We start from the raw sequence: 24,605 nt of genomic DNA, 5'->3' as shown, positions 1-24,605 counted from the left end.
AGTTTAAATTCCAATCAACAATTCCGATTGGGATTTGGATAATTATCGGATTGGTCTTCTGTGGTATGATCGAGGCACACAAAATCCTTTTCTATCAAAATAAATAACTGCTTATCCGAAGCTGTTTTCATTTTATTTTCAAAACCCACCCGGTCTGTTGTGGTCCATTCCTTTTGGATATTTAATGGAACAAACACCGTCATTCTTGAAGCTTCGAATTGGGCTGTCAATTCAGTTGCACTTTTATCAGCAGATAAAGCATAATAAAAAGTTCCGTTTGGGAATTCGGTTTTTTCTTCCAGGTTTCCAACTTCTCCAAATCGGTCTATTTCGGATTTACTCAACCGCAAGCGAATGGAATTTCCTCTGATTCTGATTTTCATGGATTCAAAAATACACTTTAGCTAAAACTTCTCGAAAAAATTCAATTGGTTCTCAATCGCTTTAAGGGTTGCGGCATCCAGCAATTTACCTTCCTTTACCAGGATGTGAACAGACGAAATGGGGAGCTTTTGAGCCAGTACATTGGCTTGTAAATAATTGAAAATATTGGTAAGATGATCCAAACCACGCAAATTACCGGCCCTGCCATTGGAAACCCCAACTAAGGCTATCTTTTTGCCATGAAAAAACTCTGGACGGATAAAATCAAGAAAGAGCTTAAAAATACCCGTAAAACTTCCCTGGTATTCCGGTGATACAACAATTATCTTATCGGCCGAAGCAATATACTCCTGAATAATAGCAGCCATTCCCGCCTTTTCTGCTGCAGTTTTTTCACTGTCCAGTTTTAAAAACTCAAACGGTAGGTTTTGCAAGCTAAAATATTTTACTTCCAAGCCTCTGGCTTCGAGCACATCCAAATAGGCACGTGCTACAATCTGCGTTTGGTTATCGGGTCTATTGGTGGCATTAATGAGTGTAATCATAAGCTAAATAATTCACAATCAAAGTGTTTAAAAGAAATTAACAATGCCTTTAAAAAAGGTGAATAAACCCTACCTTTGCCCTTTAGTAAAATGCCTTTGTCAGCATAAATCCAAGACAAAGAAATACAAATTTATGAAGATAACATATTACGGCCATTCTTGTTTTGAAATCGTTGTGAATGGTAAAAAATTACTGTTCGACCCTTTTATTACTCCAAACGAGCTAGCAAAAGCGGTCGACATCAGCAAAATAATGCCCGATTATATTTTGGTCTCTCACGGGCATGCGGATCATATCGCCGATTGCATGACAATTGCCGAACAAAGCGGTGCTACTGTTGTTGCAAATTATGAAGTGGTATCCTGGTTACGCAAACAAGGACTGAAAAACGGACATGAAATGAACGTAGGCGGAAAGTGGATGTGCGATTTCGGAAAAGTAAAATGCGTGGCTGCAGTGCATTCCAGCAGTATGCCCGATGGTGCTTACGGCGGCGTGGCAATGGGCTTTATTATTGAAAGCAGCGAAGGAAATTTTTATTATGCCGGAGATACTGCACTTACTTACGACATGAAACTAATTGGTGAGTTTCGTCAATTGAATTTTGCCTTTTTGCCTATTGGCGATAACTTTACGATGGGTATTGATAATGCGGTAATTTGCAGCAAATTTATTAAATGCGATAAACTAGTGGGAATGCATTACGATTCATTTCCACCTATAAAAATAGATCACGAAGAAGCGCTTTCAAAATTCCGAGATGCAGGAAAAGAGCTGATTTTAATGAAAATTGGCGCATCAGTTGAACTTTAATAAATACGATAAGAGGATGGGAAAAATTATTTCGATAGCGAATCAAAAAGGAGGTGTAGGTAAAACTACCACCGCCATTAACCTTGCTGCAAGTTTAGCAGTGTTGGAATTTAAAACATTACTGGTGGACGCCGACCCGCAAGCGAATTCTACGTCGGGCGTTGGCTTTGACCCACGCAATATTAAAACCAGCATTTACGAATGCTTAATCAATGAAGTGGAGCCTCAAGATATAATTCTTGAAACAGCTTCGCCTAATTTATATTTATTGCCCGCACACATCGATTTAGTAGGTGCCGAAATTGAAATCGTAAACCTTCCCGACCGTGAGCGTATGATGCGTGCTGCCCTTGCAAAAATTAAGGATGATTACGATTTTATCATTATCGATTGCTCTCCTTCTTTGGGATTGGTTACCATCAATGCCTTAACTGCATCCGATTCGGTAATCATTCCGGTGCAATGCGAGTACTTTGCCTTAGAAGGTTTAGGAAAATTACTTAACACCATTAAAATTGTTCAATCCCGCCTCAATACCGATTTAGAGATTGAAGGTATTTTACTTACCATGTACGACATCCGTTTGCGCTTAAGCAATCAGGTGGTGGAAGATGTTAAAACACATTTTCAATCCATGGTATTTGATACCATTATACAACGCAATACCAAGTTGGGCGAAGCCCCTAGCTTTGGCGAAACCATTATCATTCACGATGCCAGCTCAAAAGGTGCTATCAATTACTTGAATTTAGCACGTGAAGTATTGCAAAAAAATAACTTAACAAAAATTTCTTCAGAAGAAAAAATCATAGACGTACAAGATGAGTAGCATTAAGAAAAGCGCACTGGGTCGTGGACTCAGCGCATTGTTAGAAAATTCGGAAACAGATATTACCCAAACTAAGTTGGAAAACGATGGCTCTCGCGACCATCACGTTTCCGGTTCAGTTCCTTTATTGAAAGTGGAGCAAATTGAAGCCAATCCCTTTCAACCCCGCACCCATTTCGAAGAAGAAGCTTTACTCGAACTTTCTGAATCCATTCGCAAACACGGCATAATTCAACCGGTTACCGTGCGCAAAATGGGTTATGATAAATACCAACTTATTTCAGGGGAACGCAGGTTTCGTGCTTCTCAAATTGCAGGCTTAACCGAAGTACCGGCCTATGTTCGCGTTGCAAACGATCAGGCAATGCTCGAAATGGCCTTGGTTGAAAACATTCAACGCGAAAACCTCGATGCCATTGAAGTAGCCATAAGCTACAAACGCTTAATTGACGAATGTAACCTCACCCAAGAAGAATTGAGTAATAAGGTAAGTAAACAACGCTCTACCATCACCAATTTTTTACGCTTGTTAAAACTTCCAATAGAAATTCAATTGGGAGTGCGCGAACGTAAAATCTCGATGGCGCATGCTCGTACCCTTATTAATGTAGAAGATAAAGAAACTCAAATCGCTTTATTTGAAGCCATTTCAGAGCAAGATTTATCGGTTCGCCAAGTGGAAGAAATGGTAAAAAGCCTCAACGAAAAAGAACCGGATGAGGTGATTGCTACTAGCGTTCCCAAGGCTAAAAAATTAATTGAGCTAAGTGGAGAACATAAAAAAATTGCTTCCGAATTAAAAAGCAAGTTCAGTAAAAGTGCCGAATTTAAAAGACTACCAAATGGAAAAGGAAAAATTGTGATTCCTTTTAATTCGGATGAAGATTTAAATAAGTTGCTTTCAATGCTTGGTGTTTAAGTGCAAAACAATTTTTCTTAACCCACTTTGAGTGAATTTTTGGCTGAACGCAAGCGCTTGATGAAAAAAACAAAATACATTTTTTGCCTTCTTTGCTTTTTGCTGTTTGGATATGTTTTCAGCTTTGCACAAAATCCATATACCCATATCGAAGGTGATTCAACCGTAGAAAAAGCCAATTTTGATACCGTAAAAATTAATAATGCAAGTGCGCCCGCCATTAAATTGGATAGCACTAAAACTGCTGAACTACACGCTCATTCCCCGCGCAAAGCAACACTCTATTCAACTATTCTTCCGGGATTAGGACAAGCCTACAATAAAAAATATTGGAAAATCCCCATTGTTTATGGCGGTTTTGGTGCGATGGCTTATTTTTTTACGAGCAACAATGCGAAATACAACAAATTCAAAAAAGCATTAATTCTTCGTTCGGATGGCGACGAAACAACAGTGGATGCCTATGCCACACAATATCCCAATCAGCAAAGCCTTATCGATTACAAAGATTATTACCGCCGCAACCGCGATTTAAGCGTGATTGGTTTTGCACTTTTCTACATCTTAAATATTGTGGATGCCAACGTGGATGCCAATTTATATTACTTTGATGTAAGTGATGATTTAAGTTTGCAATGGAATCCCGCAGTAATTCCTGGAGCTACATTTGCTTCGGGAATTAGTTTGAGGTTGAAATTTTGAATCCCAAGCCTCGCCCTTTCCTTAAAACAAACTTTCGCTCGCATCCTGCGAGTGTAAACACAACCATGCGCTCTACAAAACATTCGCCCGCATCCTGTGAGCGTGAGCTATTATTAAAGCCTCTGGCTTAATGCAACCCCATATTAAAAAATCTCAATTCAATCAATATTCCCTCAATTCCAAACAAAGTTTTGCAAGCTCACAGCAATACCGTTATTTTGCACGCAAATAAAAAAACAAAACATTTAGCTGAATGAAAATTGCATTGCTCGGTTATGGAAAAATGGGGAAAGAAATTGAAGCTATTGCACTTCAACGCGGGCATACAATTGTGTTAAAGGTTAGCTCCCAAAATGCTTCCACCTATACCAACGACGATATAAAATTAGCGGATGTTGCCATCGATTTTAGCAAACCTCAATGGGCTGCGGCCAACAGCATACGTTGCTTTAATAGTGCAATACCAATAGTTATGGGCACTACGGGTTGGTACCAAAAGTTAAATGATGTTAAGCTAATTGCTACTCAATTAAATCAATCTTTCCTTTACGCCAGCAATTTTAGTGTGGGTGTAAATTTGTTTTTTGAATTAAATAAAAAATTGGCGGAGTTGATGAAGAATAATCCCGAATACACTATAAGTATGCAGGAAACGCATCACCTCCAAAAGCTCGACGCGCCAAGCGGTACAGCAATTTCACTGGCAGAAGATGTTATAAAAGTGTTGCCTGAAAAAACGAAATGGGTGAACCATCTATCAACTGAAAAAGCAGAAATTGGAATTGAGTCCTTTCGTGAAGAAGGAGTTCCCGGTACTCACGCAATTACATACACATCAGAAATTGACAGCATCGAAATAAAACACACCGCCCATAACCGAAAAGGTTTTGCGTTGGGCGCAGTACTCGCAGCAGAATGGCTCTTAGGTAAAAAAGGAGTGTTCACCATGAAAGATGTGTTAGGTTACGAATAAACGGATGGTTACGGATAAACGGATGGTTACGGATAAACGAATCGTAACGAATAAACGAATTGTTACAATTAACGAATGATTAGGAAGAAACAAATAGTTACGATTAAATAAACAATAGAAGTCTTTGTACTAAATACTAAAATCTTTGTACTAAAAAATATGGCTGAATCAAAAAAGAAAAACATAATGGTGGTTATCTTCTTAGGATTAATCACGTTTGGATTATACTTCGTCCTCCGCAAAAGCGACAAAAAAAAATCAATGGGGCGCGAATGGGCCGATGCCATTATTTTTGCAGTGATTGCAGCCACTTTAATTCGTACCTTTTTTATTGAAGCCTACACCATCCCAACCTCTTCGATGGAAAAATCCTTGCTCGTGGGCGATTTTCTTTTCGTAAGTAAAGTGAGTTATGGCGCACGCATTCCTAACACGCCTCTTTCGTTTCCTTTTGCCCACCATACACTTCCATTTACCGACGATACAAAATCTTACTTAGAGTGGATTAAACTTCCTTACTACCGTTTGCCGGGATTGGGCGAAATTAAAAACAACGATGTGGTGGTTTTCAATTATCCTATGGAGGATTTCAGACCGGTGGATAAACAAGAAAATTATATTAAACGCTGTGTTGCCATTCCCGGCGATACATTGCAGGTAAAAGAAAGCACGCTTTACATCAACAATAAAATGGCCGAAAAGCCGGCCAACATGCAATTCCGTTACCATGTGGTAACCGATGGAACCATGCTTAATCCCAAAACGATTCAAGAACTAAATATTACCGATGGTAATCCGCTCGAAACTCCGGGTGAATATGTGATGATGCTTACCAAAGAAACAGTCGAAAAGGTAAAACAAATTGCCGTGGTGAAAAGTGTGGAACCTTATATCGAAAATCCAAAACTTGCGGATACCATGAGCATGTATCCACACGATAGAAATTTTCCTTGGAATGTGGATAATTATGGGCCCATTGTAATTCCTAAGGAAGGTGCCACTGTTAATTTAACAAGAAAGAACCTTGCACTTTATTCCCGAGTTATAGAGACTTACGAGCACAATAAATTGGAAGTAAAAGACAGTATAATTTACATAAATGGAAATGTTGCCAATTCCTATACTTTTAAAATGGATTACTATTTTATGATGGGTGACAACCGCCATAATTCAGCCGATTCACGCTTTTGGGGATTTGTGCCTATTGATCACATTGTTGGAAAAGGTGTGTTTGTATGGTTGAGTTTAGATCCTAATGAAAGCAATCTCTTTAAAAAAATACGCTGGAATAGAGTATTCTCCTTTATTACCGATTATGGTGTAACGCATTCCTTTTTCCTACCCATTGCAGGTGTAATTGCTTTAATTTATGGGGGATTAGCACTTTACAGAAGACGAAAAGGCGCAAAAGTTTAAGTATGATTTTGCATCTATTTCAAATTGCTAGATGAATTAGAAGCATCATTTTATGCAACACGACTCCATTTTGTTAAGCACTGCTTACTTTGCGCCGGCGGAGTATTACAGTGAGTTGCTTGCGCATCAAACCATTCATATTGAGCAGCACGAATTTTTTTTAAAGCAAACCTTTCGCAACCGCTGTGAAATTTTAGCAGCCAATGGAAAACAAACGCTAAGTATTCCGCTTCAAGAACGCAAAAATAAAAGCCTTACAAAAGACATCCGCATTGATTACAAAACACCGTGGCAATTGCAGCATTGGCGCAGCATTTCTAGTGCCTACAACGCTTCCCCGTTTTTCGAATTTTATCAAGACGATTTATTTCCACTTTTTGAAAGAAAATTTGATTTTTTACTGGATTTAAATCAAGCCGCACAAGAAAAGATTCTTGAAATTATGGGCATCAAAATAAAAACGCTGCTAACCCCACACTATGATGCGGAACCGGAATCAATAACCGATGCGCGCAATCTATTTACTCCTAAAATCAAAAGTCAAAAAAATTTTCCACCCTACATTCAAGTCTTCGAAAACAAGTACGAATTTGTTCCCAACCTAAGTATTTTAGATGCGCTGTTTAATTTAGGAAACGAATGCGAATATTATTTAAGAAGCATTTACTAATCGGCAATTCCAAATTTTGTAAAATTTAGATTTTTTAGCCTGCGCTTTCACTTCATTACTTTTTTATTGCCCATAATAATAGTAAGTTTGCGCCTCTTAAAAATGATGGGATGAAACATGTTATTTTGATTTTTCTTGCACTATTAATTTCATGCGCAAGCTTTGCTCAACGCAATTTTGTGAAAGAACAAAAAGTCGGAACAAATGGAATTGCTTTTGTAAAAACCTTAAGTTGTGCAGATACCTTGGGTTTATGTGCGTATAATGCGTCTCCTCAAGCTTTGTACAAAGACCAATTGGGTGGTTATGCAGTAGGAACAAATTTTTTTGGGGATATTGCCAAAGCACAAGAATTTTTAGTGGATGATACCGCTCGCTACAACATTCGCAAAGTAATGTTCTTTTTTGCCGCCAAGAAAAAAGCTGCACAAGATTCCTTTCTATTGGTTAATATTTATAAAATAGACAGCATTGGCTTTTCTGCAGGAAATACCACAAAAGCCTGCCCGGATACAATTATCGCCTCTCGTAAATTATTTTTAGATTCAATTGATACCATTGCCGGACACCCTACCGTGTTGGATTTTGAATGGGGTGTGAGTACCAAAGGCAAATTCGCAATAGGTTTCGACATGAGTCATTTGGATACAGCAGATAGAGTAGGCTTGTATTCAACAAAAGACTCATCTGCATTAAAAACAGAACTATCCTGGGAAAAACAAAGTAATGGCCGCTGGTACACCATGCTCAGAAGTTGGCCGCTGGATGTTGATTTTGCAATTTTTCCAATTGTAGATAAAACAGCAATCGGAATAAAAGAGCTTAGCGCTTCATCATCTTTGGCGCTTTCCATTCATCCCAATCCTTCCAATACCACCTCTAATGTTCAATTTACCATAACTGAATCCAGCCCGGTTCAACTCAGCATCTGCGACAAAAATGGAAAAATGATTCACCTTAAAAAATATAGCATTCTTGAAAAAGGACTTCATGAAATAACTCTTCCTACTGCCGACTATGCTTCGGGGGTTTACACACTAAAGGTTCAAACTGCTGCCGCCTATAAAAGCTTAAAATTGATTGTCCTGCACGATTAGTGTTAGGCACATAATATACAAAAAAATAAGTCCAAAAACCTGAGGCATATCTGACCTGTTCTTTCAATAAAATTTCTACTTTTGCGGGCGATTTTTTAAATTACTAATTCATTAAAAAATAACCCATTGATACTATCTGTTCCCAAAGAAACCAAAGAAAAAGAAAACCGAGTGGCACTTACTCCTGATGTTGTGAAAGCCCTCGTTAAAGCAGGTTTCGAATGCCGCATACAAAAAGATGCCGGTGCACGCTCCTATTTTCCCGATGAAGCTTATCTTGCTGCAGGTGCTACAATTGTTGAATCAATTAATAAGGTTTACTCGGAAGCCGATGTAGTGCTTAAAGTAAATGCACCCCATCCGGCCGAAATCACTTGGATGAAAAAAGAGGCAGTGCTTATTTCTTTTATGTTCGCTGCAACCAATCCCGATTTAGTAGATGCCTGTGTGAAAGCAGGAATTTCGGCCTTTTCGATGGATGCAGTTCCGCGTATTTCACGCGCACAAAAAATGGATGCGCTTTCCTCTCAAGCTAATTTAGCCGGATATAAAAGTGTTTTGCTTGCCGCTGATACACTAGGTAAAATCTTACCAATGATGACCACCGCAGCTGGCACAATTCGCCCTTCGAAAGTGGTGATATTTGGTGCAGGTGTAGCAGGTTTACAAGCCATTGCAACAGCTAAACGATTGGGTGCTGTGGTGGAAGTGAGCGACGTGCGCACCGATACTAAAGAACAAGTGGAATCCCTTGGCGGTAAATTTATTGAAGTTCCTTCCGATAATACCATTATGGTTGAAGGGGGTTATGTTCGAAGCGTTTCAGAAGAATTTCTAACCAAGCAAAAAGAAACCGTTGCAAAACACGTGAAAGATGCCGATATCGTAATTACGACGGCACTCATACCAGGCAAAAAAGCACCTTTGCTCGTAACCGACGAAATGGTAAAAAGCATGCGCTATGGTTCTGTAATCTTGGATATGGCCGTTGAGCAAGGTGGAAATGTAATAGGAAGCGAATTAAATAAAACAGTTCAAAAACACGGCGTAACCATCATTGGCGAAAGTAATTTACCTTCTATGCTTCCCATGAACGCGAGCGATTTATACGCTAAAAATATTCAAACTCTCCTCCTTCACCTTGCCGATAAAGACAAATTCAAATGGGAAATGGAAGAAGACATCACAAAAGGTAGTCTTATCACACACCAAGGAAAAGCAGTGCACACCAGTGTTGCAAAGCCAGTAACTGCTTAATTTAGATACAATGTTAACCAATTTTCAAACCTGTCACAAATCAGCTAATCGGCTAATCGGCTAATCAATAAATTAAAAAAATATGTCAGAAATATTAGATTTTATCGGGAACAATAAGGATATGATTTACTTCATCGTGCTTTCCATTTTTGTGGGTGTAGAAGTAATTGGCGGTGTTCCAACGGTTTTGCATACCCCCTTAATGTCGGGTGCAAACGCCATACACGGTGTAGTAGTAGTAGGTGCAATATATGTGATGATGAGCGTAGATCCAAGCGATTACCTAGCTTTAGGTTTGGGCTTCCTTGCAGTTGTGCTTGGAACCTTAAACGTGGTAGGTGGATTCGTAGTAACCGACCGCATGCTCGACATGTTTAAAAAGAAATAAATTCAGGCTACCGGTATTCGTAAATTCGGTACGATTCGTTTATTCGTAACCATTCGTTTATTCGTAACCATTAAAAAACTAGATTACCCAATATCAAAAATATGAATCATAATCTGCTCGAAATCTGTTACCTCATTGGCTCTGTAACCTTCATACTAGGTTTAAAAATGATGGGGAATGCAAAAACCGCTAAAAAAGGAAATTCAATTGCCGCAATCGGAATGACATTGGCCATACTTGGAACAATTGTGTTGCATGAAGGCGAAGTTAGTGGAATAATTTACGGATTAATATTCGGCGCCATTGCCCTCGGAACTGCCATTGGATGGTCTACCGCTAAAAAAGTGCAAATGACTAAAATGCCCGAATTGGTATCCATGTTTAACGGTATGGGTGGTGCCTGTGCTGCATTAATTTCGCTTATCGAATTAAATCACCATTACCACAACGAAGTTACCGGTGCTACCACTGGCTACGGAACCATGATTGCAATCGTAGCCGGATTAATAATCGGTACCGTTTCCTTTTCGGGAAGTATTATTGCTTACCTAAAGTTAAATGGAACCATGGGAAAACCGGTTCGCTTACCAAGTTATAATATCATAAATACAGCGGTGATGCTTGCTGTACTTGGATTTGGAGCTTACTTTGTTGCCACCGGTGGAAACATGATGCTTGCTTATACTTTATTTCTTTGCGCAGCCGTTTACGGAATTTTATTTACCATTCCAATTGGTGGTGCGGATATGCCGGTTGTGATTTCCTTGCTTAACTCTTTCACAGGATTAGCAGCCGCTTTCGGAGGATTTTTGTATGACAATAAAGTAATGTTAACAGGTGGAATTTTAGTGGGATCAGCCGGTACATTGCTAACTTTAATTATGTGCAAAGCCATGAACCGCCCGCTTAGCAACGTTATTTTTGGAGCCTTTGGCGGTGGAAATGCAACGATTGGCGACGGACCGGATGTAAAAGGTTCAATTAAAGATATTCAGGTGAGCGACCTTGCCGTGCAAATGAATTATGCACGTAAAGTGGTAATTGTTCCAGGTTACGGACTTGCAGTTGCACAAGCACAACACGTAATTCACGAATTAGAAATGCTGCTCGAAGAACGCGGCGTAGAAGTTAAATATGCCATCCATCCTGTTGCCGGTCGTATGCCCGGTCACATGAATGTGTTGCTGGCAGAGGCAAATGTTTCTTACGATAAATTAGTCGAAATGGATGACATTAATCCTGAATTTGAACAAACCGATGTGGTATTAATTGTGGGCGCCAACGATGTGGTAAATCCGGCTGCAAAGAGCGACCCCTCCTCTCCTATTTACGGAATGCCAATCTTGGAAGTGGATAGAGCCAAATCAGTTGTAGTTAACAAACGCTCCATGAATGCCGGTTATGCCGGGATTGATAACCTGCTCTTTTATGATCCCAAATGCAGCATGTTCTTCGGCGATGCTAAAAAAGCATTGACCAGCTTGGTTGCTGAACTTAAAACAATGTAATGATATACTTGAACAATTAGTAATCGAAGGCTGTTTCATCTAAGAGACAGCCTTCTTAATTTCAGAATTTTAAGTTTATACTTGACAATCCTCAAAAAATATTTTTACTTCATACTTTATTTCAAAATTAACAGCATCATAACATGGCCAAGAAAACCCAATCTATCCTAACCAAAAACTCTCTTACTTTTTTAGAAAAATACATCAATAATGCTGCCCCTACAGGATTTGAAAAAGAAGGACAAAAATTATGGCTGAATTATATCCGCCCTTATATTGACGAGCATATTGTGGATACCTACGGAACAGTTGTTGGGGTAATAAATCCGAAGGCTGAGTATAAGGTGGTAATTGAGGCCCATGCCGATGAAATTTCCTGGTTTGTAAATTACATTACGAATGATGGTTTTATTTACTTGAAACGAAATGGAGGGTCTGATCACCAAATCGCGCCCAGCAAAAGAGTAAATATTCATACCGATAAAGGCATCGTTAAGGCTGTATTTGGATGGCCCGCCATTCATGTTCGAGATGCCGCAAAAGAGGAAACTCCTACCCTTAAAAACATTTTTTTAGATTGCGGTTGTAACTCCAAAGAAGAAGTTGAAAAGCTGGGCGTACAGGTAGGATGTGTGATTACCTACGAAGATGAGTTTATGATATTGAATGATCGCTATTATGTTGGCCGTGCTCTAGATAATCGTATTGGAGGCTTTATGATTGCTGAAGTTGCTCGCCTTTTGCACGAAAACAAAGTGAAACTACCTTTTGGATTGTACATCACAAATTCGGTTCAAGAAGAAGTTGGTTTGCGTGGCGCTGAAATGATTACACACCGTATTAAACCTAACGTTGCAATAGTTACCGATGTCACACATGATACACAAACACCCATGATGAATAAAATTGTGAGTGGTGATATTCATTGCGGAAAAGGACCATCGTTAACAGTTGGACCCGCAGTTCAAAACAATTTATTAAAATTGATTTTTGACGCAGCGGAAAAAAATAAAATTCCTTACCAACGTGCCGCAGTTTCGCGCGCTACCGGAACGGATACCGATGCATTTGCTTATTCAATTGGCGGAGTTGCTTCTGCGCTTATTTCGCTTCCGCTGAAATACATGCACACCACTGTAGAAGCAGTGCATAAAACGGATGTTGAAAATGTAATTTTATTGATTTACGAAAGCCTTAAACAAATTAAAAAAGGACACGATTTTAATTACCTGAAATAGTTCATCCCTGCATGGAAAGCAATAACAAAGCCCATTACAGAGAAAATATTCGCTTGGGAATGGAGGTTGCCATTGTGCTAAAAAAAGATCAAAAAACCGGCAAGCGTACGCTTGGAAAAGTGCAGTGGATTTTAACCAGCGCCCCCTATCATTCAAGAGGCATAAAAGTGCAACTGGTAAACCGACAAGTGGGTAGAGTGCAAGAAATTATTTCTGCAGAAGCATGAAGTAATGGCTGTTTAATGCACAAAATATAAACTTAGGCACATTGTTTTATTAAAGTTCGAAAAGTGCGCTTTGTGCTTTCCTTAGTGGTTTAAGCAAATCTTGCACAAGCTAACTAACTTCCTCAAGCACCTCTTCCTTAAACTGCAAATCCACCAATTTTTTATACTGCCCGTTCTGCGCCATTAATTGGCTGTGCGTGCCACTTTCAATAATTTCACCCTTCTCCAAAACAAGAATTTTATCCGCCTTTTGAATAGTACTTAAGCGATGCGCTATGATAATTGAGGTGCGATTTTTTGTCAATACTTCAGTAGCTCGTTGAATTAATACTTCCGATTCCGTATCTATAGAAGAAGTAGCTTCATCCAAAACCAAAATTTTAGGATTATAAACATAGGCACGAATAAAACTTAACAACTGCCTTTGCCCTACCGATAGCGTTGCCCCACGCTCCATAACATTGTAGTGATACCCTTTTGGGAAATTTTGAATAAACACATCTGCACCAACTTGTTCTGCAGCTGCACGTATTTGTTCCAAAGTGATATCAGGATTGTTTAAAGAAATATTATTTTCAATACTATCCGAAAATAAAAAAACATCTTGTAAAACCACACCAATATTGGCGCGCAAAGAACCCAACTCATATTCACGTATGTCCTTCCCATCAATGGTAATAGAACCGGAATTGTACTCGTAAAATCGATTTAATAAATTTATAATGGAAGATTTACCCGAGCCTGTGGCACCCACTAATGCAAGCGTTTCGCCTTGTTTCACTTGAAACGAAATTTTCTTCAACACATAATTCTCATGCGAATAAGCAAAATGCACATCTTTAAACTCAATTGCTCCTCGAATGCCTGCTGCACTTATTGTTCCCTTGTTTTCAATTACTTCAACAGTATCCAACACTTTAAAAACGCGTTCCGAACTTACCATTCCCATCTGCAAAGTATTAAAGCGATCGGCCAATTGTCGTATGGGACGAAACAACATGTTGATATACATGATAAATGCAATTATACTACCCAAAGTAAACTCATCTTTCAAAACTTGCTTTGCACCTATCCAAATAAGCAAACCAATGGTTATGGATGAAAGAATTTCCACCACAGGAAAGAATACCGAATAATGCCATATTGATTTAATGTTCGCTTCCCGATGTGCCGCATTTATCTTTTCAAACTTTGCCAATTCTTCCTTTTCACGGTTAAAAATTTGTACAATATTCATCCCAGAAATATGCTCTTGCACAAAAGCATTTAAGCGCGCCACATGTGTACGCACTTGTTGAAATGCCGATTTGATCGCATTCTTAAAAATATAGGTAGCAAAAAGCAATACCGGAATCGTACTCAAACTTATCAACGTTAAGCGCCAATCGGTATAAAACATTACCGCAATAATTACAACTAAACGCAAGACATCCCCCAATATCTCCAAAAATCCTTGAGAAAACACATCTGCAATGGTTTGAATATCGCTAATGGCACGCGTCACAAGTGTACCAATAGCCGTATTGTCAAAATACTTTAATCGAAATTGCAATAAGTGTTTAAACAACTGCACCCGCATATCTTTTATAACACTTTGCCCCAGCAAATTTGCCAAATACGTGTCAAAAAACTGCAGCACTGATTCTGCAATCAACAAACCTAACATCGCTAGCGTCATCTGAAGCAACAATGCAGCATTTGGCCGAATAATATAATGATCAAGGGTGTATTGAACTAACCATGGTCGAACAGGTGAAATCAGTGCGATAACAATAGTTAGCGTGAGTGTAGAATAAAATATTTTTCCGTACGGTTTGGTGTAGGATAATATGCGATTAAAAATCTTGAAGTCGAATGCTTTTCCCGAAACGCTGCTCACTTGCCTTTGCTGATGGTAATGGATTATGTTTTTTTAAGACAGTAAAGTTAAGCTTAAATAGATTAGTTTAGTAATTTCGTAACGACCTTAAGTCGGCATTTATAACAAATCAGAAAGAAGAAAGTTCTTTTGAAAAAACATTCCCTCTCACTTTATTTCCTGCTCTCTTTAAGCTGCTTCATAATTGCTGCTTTGGTGCAATATCGCAGTTCGTGGCTACGTATCTCTGATAAAAAAGTAAAGCAAGATTTTCAGCAAACCATTTGGAACAAAGAAAAAAAGCTGCAAAGCATCGTAAACGATTTATCTCAAAAAGCAGAGAATAAAAATTACCATCAACTCCTCAACGAAAATATCGACTATTACCATAACCTGCTCTCCACCGAAGGTTTTGCGCTGCTTATTTATGAAAACGATTCCCTTCAGTTTTGGTCCGATAACTCCATTCCGGTAGAAAACTACCTCAAACAAATTTGTCTCGACCAGCCGGTAGAGAAGTTAAATAACGGATGGTTTCGAATTTTAAAAAAAACAAGCGGGCACAAAACTACCTTGGGCTTAATGCTCATTAAAAAGGAATACCCTATCCACAATCATTTCCTGGAAGATGAGTTTCAAAAAGATTTTTCAATGGCTGCCGAATCACAGCTGATTTATACCAACAACAAGGATCCCAATAAAATTTTGAGCTCCGATGGCAGCTATCTATTTACTCTAAAACTTTTTCCGAATACTGAAAATAATTTTCGCCTTGGTATTTTAATACTGCTCAACTTAATTGGAATTTTATTTTTAGCGTTGGTCATCAAAATGCTTGTTGATAGCACTTCGAAGCGTTTTGGAGATACCTCTTCATTTATAGTACTTTCGGTAGTTTACTCCTTTTGCGTGCGACGGCTATCTATTTTTCATTTCCTGCTGCTTTTTATAAACTCGAATTATTTACACCGGCCATTTATGCCAATTCCATCTATATCGCATCACTCGGTGATTTATTAATTCATTGCTTGCTCATTTTTTGTGTGGCCCATTCCTTCTATAAACGCGTTAATTTTAAGCGTGCTGCTATTTCCTTTGGAAACACTTTTAATACCCTAATTCCACCCCTTTTACTAGCCTTCTTGTTTTTCTTTGGATGGTATATTATTCAATTAAATATCAGCATTATCAGAGATTCTAAAATCCCATTCAACATTGATAATCTCTTAAGCTTAAATGGCTACAGTTATATTGCCTTTTGCAGCATTGGCCTTTTGCTTATGTCTTTCTTTTTGGTGGCGGATAAGATTGCAACTTCAATATTTTTCTTCAAGTATTCAAGAGTTACCGGCATTATTTCAGCAGTCCTGCCCTTAGCGGGATATATTACTTATGCGCATTTTAATGGAGGGAAGGATTTATTAATAACCTTATGGTTTGTTCCTGCACTTGCCCTTATTTTTTATGGTAGAAGCATGCGTAAAGTCATGTACAGTTTTTCTCAAACAATTATTTTGCTCCTACTTTTTCAGCAAGTACCGACTATGTCTTTTATAAAGAACTCGGAAGAAAAGAACACGACAATAGAAAGCTTTTTGCCGAAAATCTTTCAGAAGAAAAAGACCCCATTGCTGAATTTTTATTTTCAGATATTGAAAAGAAAATCACCCACGATAAGAAAATCCCCTCCTTGCTTGTGCATTCCAACGAAGGCTATAGCGCCTTTCAAAAATCACTCAGCGAAAATTATTTTACCGGTTATTGGGAAAAATACGATTTAAAATACATTGTTTATGATTCCCTTTGTAACGTTATAGTGAAGTCGAATAATTCAGTAAACGACAAACTCGACCATTACGAAGAAGTGGTTAAAAAAACTGGCACACCCACTGCTAGTAAATCACTTTTTTATATTCCAGTGAACCAAGATGAAAATGCCGGACTTCTCGCAAAGCTTAAATTCATTGTTCCACAAAACAATTTTTCAAACCCCGCAACGCTTTATGTAGAACTTCTACCTAAATTCATTACCGAAGAAATTGGATATCCCCAGTTGCTGCTCGATAAAGCCATTGTACCCCGCCACGATGAAGAAGCTTATTCTTTTGCCAAATACAAAGAGCACTCCTTTGTTCCTTTGCAAAGAGTCGGGAAATATAAGTATCCGCTTAACAGTAGCATTTTCGACAGCCTTCTCAATCGTGCCAGTTTCATCGATTTAAATGGCTACAACCATTATCTCTATCGCTTCAATAACCGCGATTCCGACCTAATTGTGGTAAGCAAAGAGCCGGTGCAACTGCTCAATAGATTAACCATTTTCTCCTATTTCTTTACCATTTTTAGCGGCATGATGTTGCTTTATTTTGCATTGTTTAGATGGAATATGCGCATTGCCGACTTTGGAAATAAATTCAAAAACCGCATTCAGGTTGTATTAGTTGGCGTGGTGCTTAGCGCGATTTTGCTAATTGGCGGAGGTACGATTATTTTTCTGAAACGAGAATATAAAGCAAAAAACTTAAGCAGCATCAGCGAAAAAATTCACTCTGTTAATGCAGAATTAGCGCACGAAATTGGCGACGAAAAATCATTGAGCTTCACCAGCAATCAATACCTAAATTACGTGCTTTCAAAACAAAGCAATGTGTTTTACTCCGACATTAATTTTTACGACCTCTCCGGAAACCTAATCGCTTCATCTCGTCCACAAATATTCGAACAAGGCCTCGTTTCTCAAAAAATCGACCCTGTAGCCTTTTATCAATTAAAAGTAAATCGTCAGTTTGAATTTACACACAACGAAAAAATTGGAGAACTTGATTTTCTTTCGTGTTACATGCCCTTTATCAGCAACAACAATGAATTATTGGGTTATTTAAACTTACCCTATTTTAACAAGCAAAATGAACTCGAAAATGAAATTTCGAGTGTGCTGGTTGCCTTAATAAATGTATATGTTCTCTTGTTCGTTTTATCAATTGTACTAGCCGTGTTTATCTCCAACCGAATTATGGAGCCCTTAAAATTGCTGCAAAATAAAATTAGTCACATTCGATTAGGCAAATCAAATGAACTCATTGAATGGAAAAACAAAGATGAAATTGGCGAATTAATTTCCGAATACAACCGCATGATTTTAGAACTTAGCAACAGTGCCGAAATGCTTGCTAAATCAGAACGTGAATCCGCTTGGCGCGAAATGGCTAAACAAGTGGCACATGAAATTAAAAATCCACTCACGCCGATGAAATTAAGTGCCCAACACCTTGAACGCTCTTACAAAGATGGTGCACCCGACTGGGATAAAAGACTCGAAAAATTTACAAAAACACTGATCGAACAAATAGATGCGCTAAGCAACATTGCCAACGAATTCAGCAATTTCGCCAAAATGCCAAAAGCAAATCTGGAAGAAATTAATCTATCTCAAATCATTTCAAGTGTTGTGAGTTTGTACCAAAACTCAGAGGAGTTCGCAGTAGAAGTCGAATTCAATGGATGCGAAAAAATTAAGGTTTTTGCCGATAAGGACCAACTTATTCGATTATTTAATAACCTTATTAAAAATGCCATTCAGGCAATTCCTGATTCCCGAAAAGGACTTATCAAAATAAAATTTGAACGCTTGACTTCCAATATAAAAGTGGAAGTGTGCGACAATGGCAAAGGTATTGAAGAACATCAAAAGCAAAGTATTTTCACTCCAAATTTTACAACAAAAAATGCCGGAATGGGTTTAGGACTTGCGATGGCAAAGAGTATTGTCGAAAACTGTAAGGGAGAAATCAGTTTCACTTCCGAAGAAAATGTTGGGACTGTCTTTTCAATTGTTTTTCCGATTGCCGATTAGGTGTTAGAGCTAAGCCTGTTATCAATTCAAAAAAATAATAACTTTGGTGCATACAATTAATTATGAGTAATAGACCCATTCGAGTTTTAGTAGCTAAAGTTGGCTTAGACGGACATGACCGTGGAGCAAAAGTAATAGCGTCATTTCTGCGAGATGCCGGAATGGAAGTGATATATACCGGCTTGCGCCAAACTCCCGAAATGGTTGTTAATGCTGCCCTACAAGAAGATGTGGATGTAATTGGGGTGAGTATTCTATCAGGCGCTCACAACACTGTTTTCCCAAAAATAATGCACCTTCTAAAAGAAAAAAAAATGGAAGATGTACTCCTCACAGGTGGTGGAATTATTCCTGAAAAAGACATGATTAAACTTCAGGAAATTGGGGTTGGGAAATTATTCGCACCCGGCACCGACACTAGCGAAATTGTAGAATACATTACAACATGGGTAAATCAAAACCGAAGAACCTAAACCAAAAGAAAATTCGAATCATTTAGTAAATTCATGACCATTCGTTTATCCGTAACCATAAGTAAATTCGTAACCCATGCAAAATCTTCTCCTTAATACCGAAAATAATATCCTCACCATCACCATCAATCGTCCGGATAAATTAAACGCCCTCAACAAGGCAACCATACAAGAGTTGCACGATGCCCTAAAGGCAAACAGCTCAAACCCTGAGATTAAAGCGATTATTCTAACCGGCAGTGGTGCCAAAGCTTTTGTGGCTGGGGCCGATATATCTGAATTTGCGCATTTTAGTGTGCAAGAAGGTGCTATGCTAAGCGCAGATGGTCATAAATTATTGTTCGATTTTGTGCAAAATTATCCCAAACCAATTATTGCTGCTGTGAATGGATTCGCGCTTGGTGGCGGATTAGAACTAGCTATGTCGTGTCATTTTAGAGTTGCAAGTGCAAATGCAAAAATGGGATTACCCGAAGTTTCATTAGGTGTTATACCCGGTTATGGCGGTACACAGCGATTGGCGCAATTGGTTGGAAAAGGGAAAGCCATGGAAATGATTTTAACCGCGGATATGATTACTGCCGAAGATGCATTAAAATGGGGATTAATTAATTATGTTGTTGCTCCGGAAGAACTCTTGAAAAAATGTATCGAATTGGCTTCCAAAATTTGTACACGTTCGCCTATAGCCCTTACCAGTGCCATCAAAGCTGTGAATGCCAATTACCTAAGCGGAGTTAACGGATTTGAAATTGAAATTGAAGAATTCGGAAATTGTTTCGGTACCGAAGATTTCAAAGAAGGAACAAGTGCCTTTATGGAAAAACGTAAAGCTAATTTCCCAGGAAAATAAATTGAACCCATTTAAAAAACTAGCCTCTCAAACCGCCATTTACGGCTTACCTACAATTGTAGGTCGATTGTTGAATTATTTATTGGTTCCATTATACACCAATGTATTTTCACCTTCGGAATATGGCGTGGTTACAGAGCTTTATGCCTATGTTTCTTTTTTAGGTGTGCTCTTAACCTATGGCATGGAAACCGCACTTTTTCGATTCTCCGAAAACAAAGACGACAAGGAAAAAGTTTTCTCTACTTCACTAATTTCAATATTTACCAGCTCTGCTGTATTTATTTTTTTCATTTTAATTTTTCTTCATCCGCTTGCAAAGAGTATGCGTTATGAAACGCACCCCGAATATATTTTATGGTTTGCAATCATTATTGTGCTGGATGCAGTTACTGCCATTCCTTTCGCAAAATTGCGCCAAGCCAATCGCCCCAAAGCTTTTGCACTTATTAAATCCAGCAATATTTTTTTAAATATTTTGTTTAACTTGTTCTTCATTGTTTTTTGCAGCCGTGTTTATAGCCATCCCGACAGTTCCTTTTATCCTTTGGTTTCAAAAATTTATTCTCCGCAAATCGGAGTAGGCTACATTTTCATTTCCAATTTGCTTGCAAGCATCGCTACTTTGCTCATGCTACTGCCCGGTTTACTTAATGTAAAATACAAATTGGATAAGCCACTTTTAAAGCGCATGCTTATATATGCTATTCCCTTACTCATTGCCGGTTTGGCCGGAATGGTTAACGAAACAATGGATCGTATATTATTAAAATATTTACTTCCGGCTTCTTCCAATATAATGGCGCAGATTGGGATTTATGGTGCTTGTTACAAAGTTTCCATCATCATGACCATTTTCATTCAAACCTTTCGTTATGCCGCTGAACCTTTCTTTTTTGCCGAGGCCAGAAACAAAGATGCCAGTGAAATTTATGCGCATGTAATGAAATATTTTGTAATTGCTTGTTGTCTCATTTTCTTAGGAACACTGCTGTATATGGATATTGTAAAATATTTTGTGGGCGAAAAATTCAGAGAAGGTTTATTTATTGTTCCAATCTTATTGCTCGCCAATCTTTGCCTTGGAATATTTTTTAATCTATCTATATGGTATAAGCTTAGTGGGCAAACAAAATATGGTGCTTACCTTACCATACTGGGTGCAATCATTACGATAGCAGCAAATTATTTTTGGATTCCCATTTGGGGATATGCAGGTGCTGCATGGGCTACCTTAGCCTGCTATGCGAGCATTATGCTAGCTAGTTATTTTATTGGCCAGCGCTTTTATTATATTAAATATGATATAAAACGAATTTTGGGCTACCTGCTTGGCGCGATACTCATTTATTTTATCAGCACCACATTTAGCACTTTCTCTCTTAGCCTTCGATTAATCCTAAATACAATACTATTACTCAGCTTTTGCGGAATTGCATACTACCTCGAAAAAGACAGCTTCCAGTTAAAAAACGCAACTTCTCATTCCAACGAAATTTAGGCTAATAGATCCCTTTTCGGAAAAACGTTTTAATGTTAAGTGTTTGACTAAATTATTTAAGTCACAACCAAGGCTGAAAAAGGACCGGCCTATGAGAAATTGGCGTTAAGAAATTTTAATTCCCAAATTATTAGGATGAATGCGACAAAACCCTAGTGTAAGCAAGTCCTCAGGGCAGAAACTAAATAAATTTTTTTGAATGTTCCGGCTGAACAAAACCTCAATCAAAAACGAAAAGGACCGGCCTTTGAGAAATTGGCGTTAAGAAATTTGAATTTAAATCCTTCTTCCGGGATACACTTTTAATGCCTCCTCCAAACACTTCATCGCCTTTTGCAATGCATCCAAATTCAACACATACGCAATACGCACCTCATTTAAACCTGCACCCGGTGTAGAGTAAAACCCGGTAGCCGGCGCCAACATCACCGTTTGATTCTCATATTGAAAAGATTCCAACAACCATTGACAAAATACATCCGCATTGTCAATCGGCAACTTAGCAATACAATAAAATGCTCCATTCGGCATAGGACAAAATACACCCTCCATTTTATTTAATGCATTCACCACATAATTACGACGTGCTGTATACTCTTTCTTTACCGCATCAAAGTAGGATTGCGGCGTATCAATGGCTGCTTCTGCTCCCACTTGACCAAATGTAGGTGGACTTAAACGCGCTTGGGCAAATTTTAATGCAGTTGCCATCACTTCCTTATTTTTGCTGATAAAAGCACCAATGCGTGCCCCACAAGCACTGTAACGTTTGGAAATCGAATCCAATAAAATTACATTGTTGTCTAAACCGGATAAATGCATCACCGACACATACTCTTTGTCGTCATAGCAAAACTCCTTATACACCTCATCCGAAAACAAAAACAAATCGTGTTTCAACACAATCTCTTTCAACGATTCCAACTCTTGTCGGGAATACAAATAACCGGTAGGGTTACTCGGATTACAAATCATGATTGCCTTTGTTTTAGGCGTAATCACTTTTTCGAATTCGCTTATTGGTGGCAAGGCAAAACCTGTTTCAATATAACTGCGAATGGGTTTCACCACTACATCTGATTGACAGGAAAAACCATTGTAATTCGCATAAAATGGTTCAGGAATAATTACCTCATCGCCCGGATTCAAACAACTCATCATGGCAATTTCAATGGCTTCCGAACCGCCGGTAGTAATCATCACTTCGGTGTAATCGATATTGATTCCAAAGGAATTATAATAACCTGCCAATTTTTTTCGATAACTCTCAATCCCTGCACTATGGCTATACTCCACCACCTTTTGCGAAAAATTACGTATCGCATTCAGCATCGTTTCAGGGGTTTCAATATCCGGTTGCCCGATGTTTAAATGATAAATGGTTCTACCTTCTTTTTTAGCTTTATCAGCATAAGGAACTAATTTACGAATTGGGCTAGCTGGCATGTTGGTGCCTTTATTGGATACTTTTGGCATAGTTAGAGTACAAAGATGTTAGTACAAAGTATTAAGATAAAAATTGAATTATTTTACTTTCAAACGCTCCTCAACAAAATTGTCCTCCTGAGCGTAGTCGAAGGAGGAAAAAAAATCCCGCTGCAACTTACGTTGAGCGGGACAAAAGTAATAAAATACTTTTCTTAGCGATTTTATACTATTTTACAATCACCAATTTTTTAGCTGTAACAATTCGCTCATTTGAGATCAAGCTACAGACATAAATACCGGAAGGAAACATAGATGCTTCCAATTGGATTCTTTCATCGTTGGTGCTAATTTTTTGATTGAATATTACTTGTCCAATAGTATTTTTAATTTGTAGCAAAACATTATTATCAAAACCCATGTAATGCATACTTACCACATTGTTAGCAGGATTGGGATAAATATGAAAATAACTTTCCTTGCGCTTCTCAATTACGCTTAGTGGATTAAACAAATCACCATTGGCATCCAATTTAACAATATAGCTTTCGCGACTGCCATTGGGTCGCATCGCTTGACCGCATGCTAACAATCCGCTATCGCTAGTGGCTATTACATCGTAAAAATCAGTTTTAAGAGTGGTATCGCTTGGGCTAAATTTTTTAAACCATAAACTATCTCCATTCGTATCAAAGCAATACAAAAAAGCTCTACCTGCGGGTGCGTTTAAACCACCCGGAAAACCACTTATAACAAAGTTTCCGTTGGGTAAAATGGTATGAGAAGTTACATAACAATTTGACCTATTAATACCTCTTACTGGCTTGCGCCAGATTTTATTTCCTAATGAATCTAATTTTGAAAGCACAAAACCATAAGCGTTTGGAACAACAACAGTTGGTATTTGAGCAAATACTATAAAATTATCCTGATAAATATTCGTGTAGGGCGCCCCCCATGCTGAATCCAAGTTTACAGCAAAGGAGCTAATACTATCTCCATTTTGATCTACTAGTAAAATTCGCGGGCTGATTGGGCCTCCGATTACTTGACGATATGCGGCATTATAGATGAAATTATTGCCCTTCTTTTCCATATCTGATTTTCGAAAATAATCAGAATTGCTCCGATAATAGTTATAATCCTTAATAACCAAGTTATTTGAGTTAGTATCCAATTTGTAAAATCCTCCGCTATACCCATTTGTGAACAAGAGCCCATCATTGACAACACTAAAGGATAAACCCCAATCTAATAAAGGAAGAAAGATATCCGCTATGTTTTTTTTCCAAATAAGATTTCCATTCAAGTCGAATTTACAAAGCCAGAGCATTAAATCTACTGTTACCGTTGAATCATCGGCTACTCCTGCAACGTAATAAGCTGTAGCTGACTTTCGCAACATGCGTACTTCTGAATTATAACTACGTGTAAAAACGGTGTACCATAAAGTATCTCCATATCCATTTAGGTGTGTTAATCCAAATTCTCGTGTGCTGTTAGGCGAATTCCATTTACCGCCGGTTGCTATAACACATCCTCCATTGCCATCTTCAATCACACTATGTGCTGCTTCATCTTGAGCTAAATTTTTATATGTCTTCTCAAAAGTGATTTGTGCAGGAACATTAAAAGCATACATCGCAATGATTAGCGTTAATAGTATATTTTTCAT

General features: G+C 38.3%; 24 protein-coding genes. 19 read left to right on the top strand and 5 right to left on the bottom strand.

The genetic code is table 11. The annotated features are described in order from the left end of the window. Positions 1 to 14: 14 nt before the first annotated feature. Both IPP32_07970 and IPP32_07965 read right to left on the bottom strand, forming a co-directional pair. The gene (locus tag IPP32_07970; GenBank protein ID MBL0048014.1) at positions 15 to 383 is read right to left on the bottom strand and encodes a hypothetical protein; all 369 of its coding nucleotides are present in this window, start codon (positions 381 to 383) and stop codon (positions 15 to 17) included. A 21-nt stretch (positions 384 to 404) separates the two neighbouring features. Continuing rightward, positions 405 to 929: an NAD(P)H-dependent oxidoreductase gene (locus IPP32_07965; protein ID MBL0048013.1), complete on the bottom strand. Its 525-nt coding sequence runs from the start codon at positions 927 to 929 to the stop codon at positions 405 to 407. 133 nt (positions 930 to 1,062) lie between these two features. Between IPP32_07965 and IPP32_07960 the strand changes: the two genes are divergently transcribed. From IPP32_07960 to IPP32_07900, 13 genes are all read left to right on the top strand, one after another. Continuing rightward, positions 1,063 to 1,743, top strand: a complete 681-nt coding sequence (locus IPP32_07960) for a metal-dependent hydrolase (GenBank protein MBL0048012.1) — start codon at positions 1,063 to 1,065, stop codon at positions 1,741 to 1,743. A 16-nt stretch (positions 1,744 to 1,759) separates the two neighbouring features. Further along, entirely contained in the window at positions 1,760 to 2,572 is an 813-nt protein-coding gene (locus IPP32_07955) for a ParA family protein (GenBank protein MBL0048011.1), read from the top strand. Further along, on the top strand, positions 2,565 to 3,491 hold the full coding sequence (locus tag IPP32_07950) for a ParB/RepB/Spo0J family partition protein (GenBank protein MBL0048010.1): 927 nt from the start codon (positions 2,565 to 2,567) through the stop codon (positions 3,489 to 3,491). Before IPP32_07955 ends, IPP32_07950 begins: the two co-directional genes overlap by 8 nt. Positions 3,492 to 3,551: 60 nt before the next feature. Further along, on the top strand, positions 3,552 to 4,193 hold the full coding sequence (locus IPP32_07945; protein ID MBL0048009.1) for a hypothetical protein: 642 nt from the start codon (positions 3,552 to 3,554) through the stop codon (positions 4,191 to 4,193). A 253-nt stretch (positions 4,194 to 4,446) separates the two neighbouring features. Further along, a complete protein-coding gene (dapB, locus tag IPP32_07940) occupies positions 4,447 to 5,166 on the top strand; it encodes a 4-hydroxy-tetrahydrodipicolinate reductase (GenBank protein MBL0048008.1) in 720 nt (239 codons plus the stop codon). 186 nt (positions 5,167 to 5,352) lie between these two features. After that, a complete protein-coding gene (lepB, locus tag IPP32_07935) occupies positions 5,353 to 6,582 on the top strand; it encodes a signal peptidase I (GenBank protein ID MBL0048007.1) in 1,230 nt (409 codons plus the stop codon). Between the two features lie 52 nt (positions 6,583 to 6,634). Continuing rightward, positions 6,635 to 7,252 carry a WbqC family protein gene (locus IPP32_07930; protein ID MBL0048006.1) on the top strand — a complete coding sequence of 206 codons (618 nt, stop codon included), beginning with the start codon at positions 6,635 to 6,637 and terminating at the stop codon, positions 7,250 to 7,252. 110 nt (positions 7,253 to 7,362) lie between these two features. Continuing rightward, positions 7,363 to 8,349 (top strand): T9SS type A sorting domain-containing protein, encoded by a 987-nt coding sequence (locus tag IPP32_07925; GenBank protein ID MBL0048005.1) that lies wholly within the window; start codon positions 7,363 to 7,365, stop codon positions 8,347 to 8,349. A 126-nt stretch (positions 8,350 to 8,475) separates the two neighbouring features. After that, positions 8,476 to 9,606 (top strand): Re/Si-specific NAD(P)(+) transhydrogenase subunit alpha, encoded by a 1,131-nt coding sequence (locus IPP32_07920; protein ID MBL0048004.1) that lies wholly within the window; start codon positions 8,476 to 8,478, stop codon positions 9,604 to 9,606. Between the two features lie 82 nt (positions 9,607 to 9,688). Continuing rightward, on the top strand, positions 9,689 to 9,994 hold the full coding sequence (locus IPP32_07915; protein ID MBL0048003.1) for an NAD(P) transhydrogenase subunit alpha: 306 nt from the start codon (positions 9,689 to 9,691) through the stop codon (positions 9,992 to 9,994). Positions 9,995 to 10,095: 101 nt separating this feature from the next. Continuing rightward, entirely contained in the window at positions 10,096 to 11,502 is a 1,407-nt protein-coding gene (locus IPP32_07910; GenBank protein MBL0048002.1) for an NAD(P)(+) transhydrogenase (Re/Si-specific) subunit beta, read from the top strand. 143 nt (positions 11,503 to 11,645) lie between these two features. Then, positions 11,646 to 12,740: a M42 family metallopeptidase gene (locus tag IPP32_07905; protein MBL0048001.1), complete on the top strand. Its 1,095-nt coding sequence runs from the start codon at positions 11,646 to 11,648 to the stop codon at positions 12,738 to 12,740. Positions 12,741 to 12,751: 11 nt separating this feature from the next. Further along, positions 12,752 to 12,967: a YwbE family protein gene (locus tag IPP32_07900; protein MBL0048000.1), complete on the top strand. Its 216-nt coding sequence runs from the start codon at positions 12,752 to 12,754 to the stop codon at positions 12,965 to 12,967. Positions 12,968 to 13,076: 109 nt separating this feature from the next. Here the strand turns inward: IPP32_07900 and IPP32_07895 are convergent, their stop codons facing one another. Then, the gene (locus IPP32_07895; GenBank protein MBL0047999.1) at positions 13,077 to 14,846 is read right to left on the bottom strand and encodes an ABC transporter ATP-binding protein; all 1,770 of its coding nucleotides are present in this window, start codon (positions 14,844 to 14,846) and stop codon (positions 13,077 to 13,079) included. 129 nt (positions 14,847 to 14,975) lie between these two features. Here IPP32_07895 and IPP32_07890 point away from each other — a divergent pair, with 129 nt between their 5' ends. The 6 genes from IPP32_07890 to IPP32_07865 all read left to right on the top strand — a co-directional run bounded on the left by IPP32_07890 (position 14,976) and on the right by IPP32_07865 (position 21,505). Further along, positions 14,976 to 15,845, top strand: a complete 870-nt coding sequence (locus IPP32_07890; protein MBL0047998.1) for a hypothetical protein — start codon at positions 14,976 to 14,978, stop codon at positions 15,843 to 15,845. Next, the gene (locus tag IPP32_07885; GenBank protein MBL0047997.1) at positions 15,731 to 16,606 is read left to right on the top strand and encodes a hypothetical protein; all 876 of its coding nucleotides are present in this window, start codon (positions 15,731 to 15,733) and stop codon (positions 16,604 to 16,606) included. Before IPP32_07890 ends, IPP32_07885 begins: the two co-directional genes overlap by 115 nt. After that, a complete protein-coding gene (locus IPP32_07880) occupies positions 16,522 to 18,678 on the top strand; it encodes a GHKL domain-containing protein (protein ID MBL0047996.1) in 2,157 nt (718 codons plus the stop codon). The genes IPP32_07885 and IPP32_07880 overlap by 85 nt, the downstream gene beginning before the upstream one ends. Positions 18,679 to 18,740: 62 nt before the next feature. After that, positions 18,741 to 19,151: a cobalamin B12-binding domain-containing protein gene (locus IPP32_07875; protein ID MBL0047995.1), complete on the top strand. Its 411-nt coding sequence runs from the start codon at positions 18,741 to 18,743 to the stop codon at positions 19,149 to 19,151. A 76-nt stretch (positions 19,152 to 19,227) separates the two neighbouring features. Beyond that, positions 19,228 to 20,004: an enoyl-CoA hydratase/isomerase family protein gene (locus tag IPP32_07870; protein ID MBL0047994.1), complete on the top strand. Its 777-nt coding sequence runs from the start codon at positions 19,228 to 19,230 to the stop codon at positions 20,002 to 20,004. A 1-nt stretch (position 20,005) separates the two neighbouring features. Continuing rightward, complete coding sequence (locus IPP32_07865; protein MBL0047993.1) at positions 20,006 to 21,505, top strand: oligosaccharide flippase family protein; 1,500 nt, start codon at positions 20,006 to 20,008, stop codon at positions 21,503 to 21,505. Between the two features lie 276 nt (positions 21,506 to 21,781). Here the strand turns inward: IPP32_07865 and IPP32_07860 are convergent, their stop codons facing one another. Together IPP32_07860 and IPP32_07855 are read right to left on the bottom strand one after the other, a co-directional pair. Further along, on the bottom strand, positions 21,782 to 22,981 hold the full coding sequence (locus IPP32_07860) for a pyridoxal phosphate-dependent aminotransferase (GenBank protein ID MBL0047992.1): 1,200 nt from the start codon (positions 22,979 to 22,981) through the stop codon (positions 21,782 to 21,784). Between the two features lie 178 nt (positions 22,982 to 23,159). Then, complete coding sequence (locus tag IPP32_07855) at positions 23,160 to 24,605, bottom strand: T9SS type A sorting domain-containing protein (protein MBL0047991.1); 1,446 nt, start codon at positions 24,603 to 24,605, stop codon at positions 23,160 to 23,162.

This window comes from Bacteroidota bacterium (genome assembly GCA_016721765.1).
In the GTDB taxonomy this organism is placed as follows: domain Bacteria; phylum Bacteroidota; class Bacteroidia; order UBA4408; family UBA4408; genus UBA4408.
The sequence above is the reverse complement of the archived record's forward strand: the minus strand, read 5'-3'. Positions and strand labels throughout refer to the sequence as shown.

Coding starts and splice junctions, on each gene's coding strand:
- IPP32_07905 (MBL0048001.1), top strand. CDS start 11,646: ATGGCCAAGAAAACCCAATCTATCCTAACCAAAAACTCTCTTACTTTT.
- IPP32_07860 (MBL0047992.1), bottom strand. CDS start 22,981: ATGCCAAAAGTATCCAATAAAGGCACCAACATGCCAGCTAGCCCAATT.
- IPP32_07945 (MBL0048009.1), top strand. CDS start 3,552: ATGAAAAAAACAAAATACATTTTTTGCCTTCTTTGCTTTTTGCTGTTT.
- dapB (MBL0048008.1), top strand. CDS start 4,447: ATGAAAATTGCATTGCTCGGTTATGGAAAAATGGGGAAAGAAATTGAA.
- IPP32_07970 (MBL0048014.1), bottom strand. CDS start 383: ATGAAAATCAGAATCAGAGGAAATTCCATTCGCTTGCGGTTGAGTAAA.
- IPP32_07925 (MBL0048005.1), top strand. CDS start 7,363: ATGAAACATGTTATTTTGATTTTTCTTGCACTATTAATTTCATGCGCA.
- IPP32_07965 (MBL0048013.1), bottom strand. CDS start 929: ATGATTACACTCATTAATGCCACCAATAGACCCGATAACCAAACGCAG.
- IPP32_07875 (MBL0047995.1), top strand. CDS start 18,741: ATGAGTAATAGACCCATTCGAGTTTTAGTAGCTAAAGTTGGCTTAGAC.
- IPP32_07855 (MBL0047991.1), bottom strand. CDS start 24,605: ATGAAAAATATACTATTAACGCTAATCATTGCGATGTATGCTTTTAAT.
- IPP32_07870 (MBL0047994.1), top strand. CDS start 19,228: ATGCAAAATCTTCTCCTTAATACCGAAAATAATATCCTCACCATCACC.
- IPP32_07900 (MBL0048000.1), top strand. CDS start 12,752: ATGGAAAGCAATAACAAAGCCCATTACAGAGAAAATATTCGCTTGGGA.
- IPP32_07930 (MBL0048006.1), top strand. CDS start 6,635: ATGCAACACGACTCCATTTTGTTAAGCACTGCTTACTTTGCGCCGGCG.
- IPP32_07910 (MBL0048002.1), top strand. CDS start 10,096: ATGAATCATAATCTGCTCGAAATCTGTTACCTCATTGGCTCTGTAACC.
- lepB (MBL0048007.1), top strand. CDS start 5,353: ATGGTGGTTATCTTCTTAGGATTAATCACGTTTGGATTATACTTCGTC.
- IPP32_07960 (MBL0048012.1), top strand. CDS start 1,063: ATGAAGATAACATATTACGGCCATTCTTGTTTTGAAATCGTTGTGAAT.
- IPP32_07915 (MBL0048003.1), top strand. CDS start 9,689: ATGTCAGAAATATTAGATTTTATCGGGAACAATAAGGATATGATTTAC.
- IPP32_07955 (MBL0048011.1), top strand. CDS start 1,760: ATGGGAAAAATTATTTCGATAGCGAATCAAAAAGGAGGTGTAGGTAAA.
- IPP32_07950 (MBL0048010.1), top strand. CDS start 2,565: ATGAGTAGCATTAAGAAAAGCGCACTGGGTCGTGGACTCAGCGCATTG.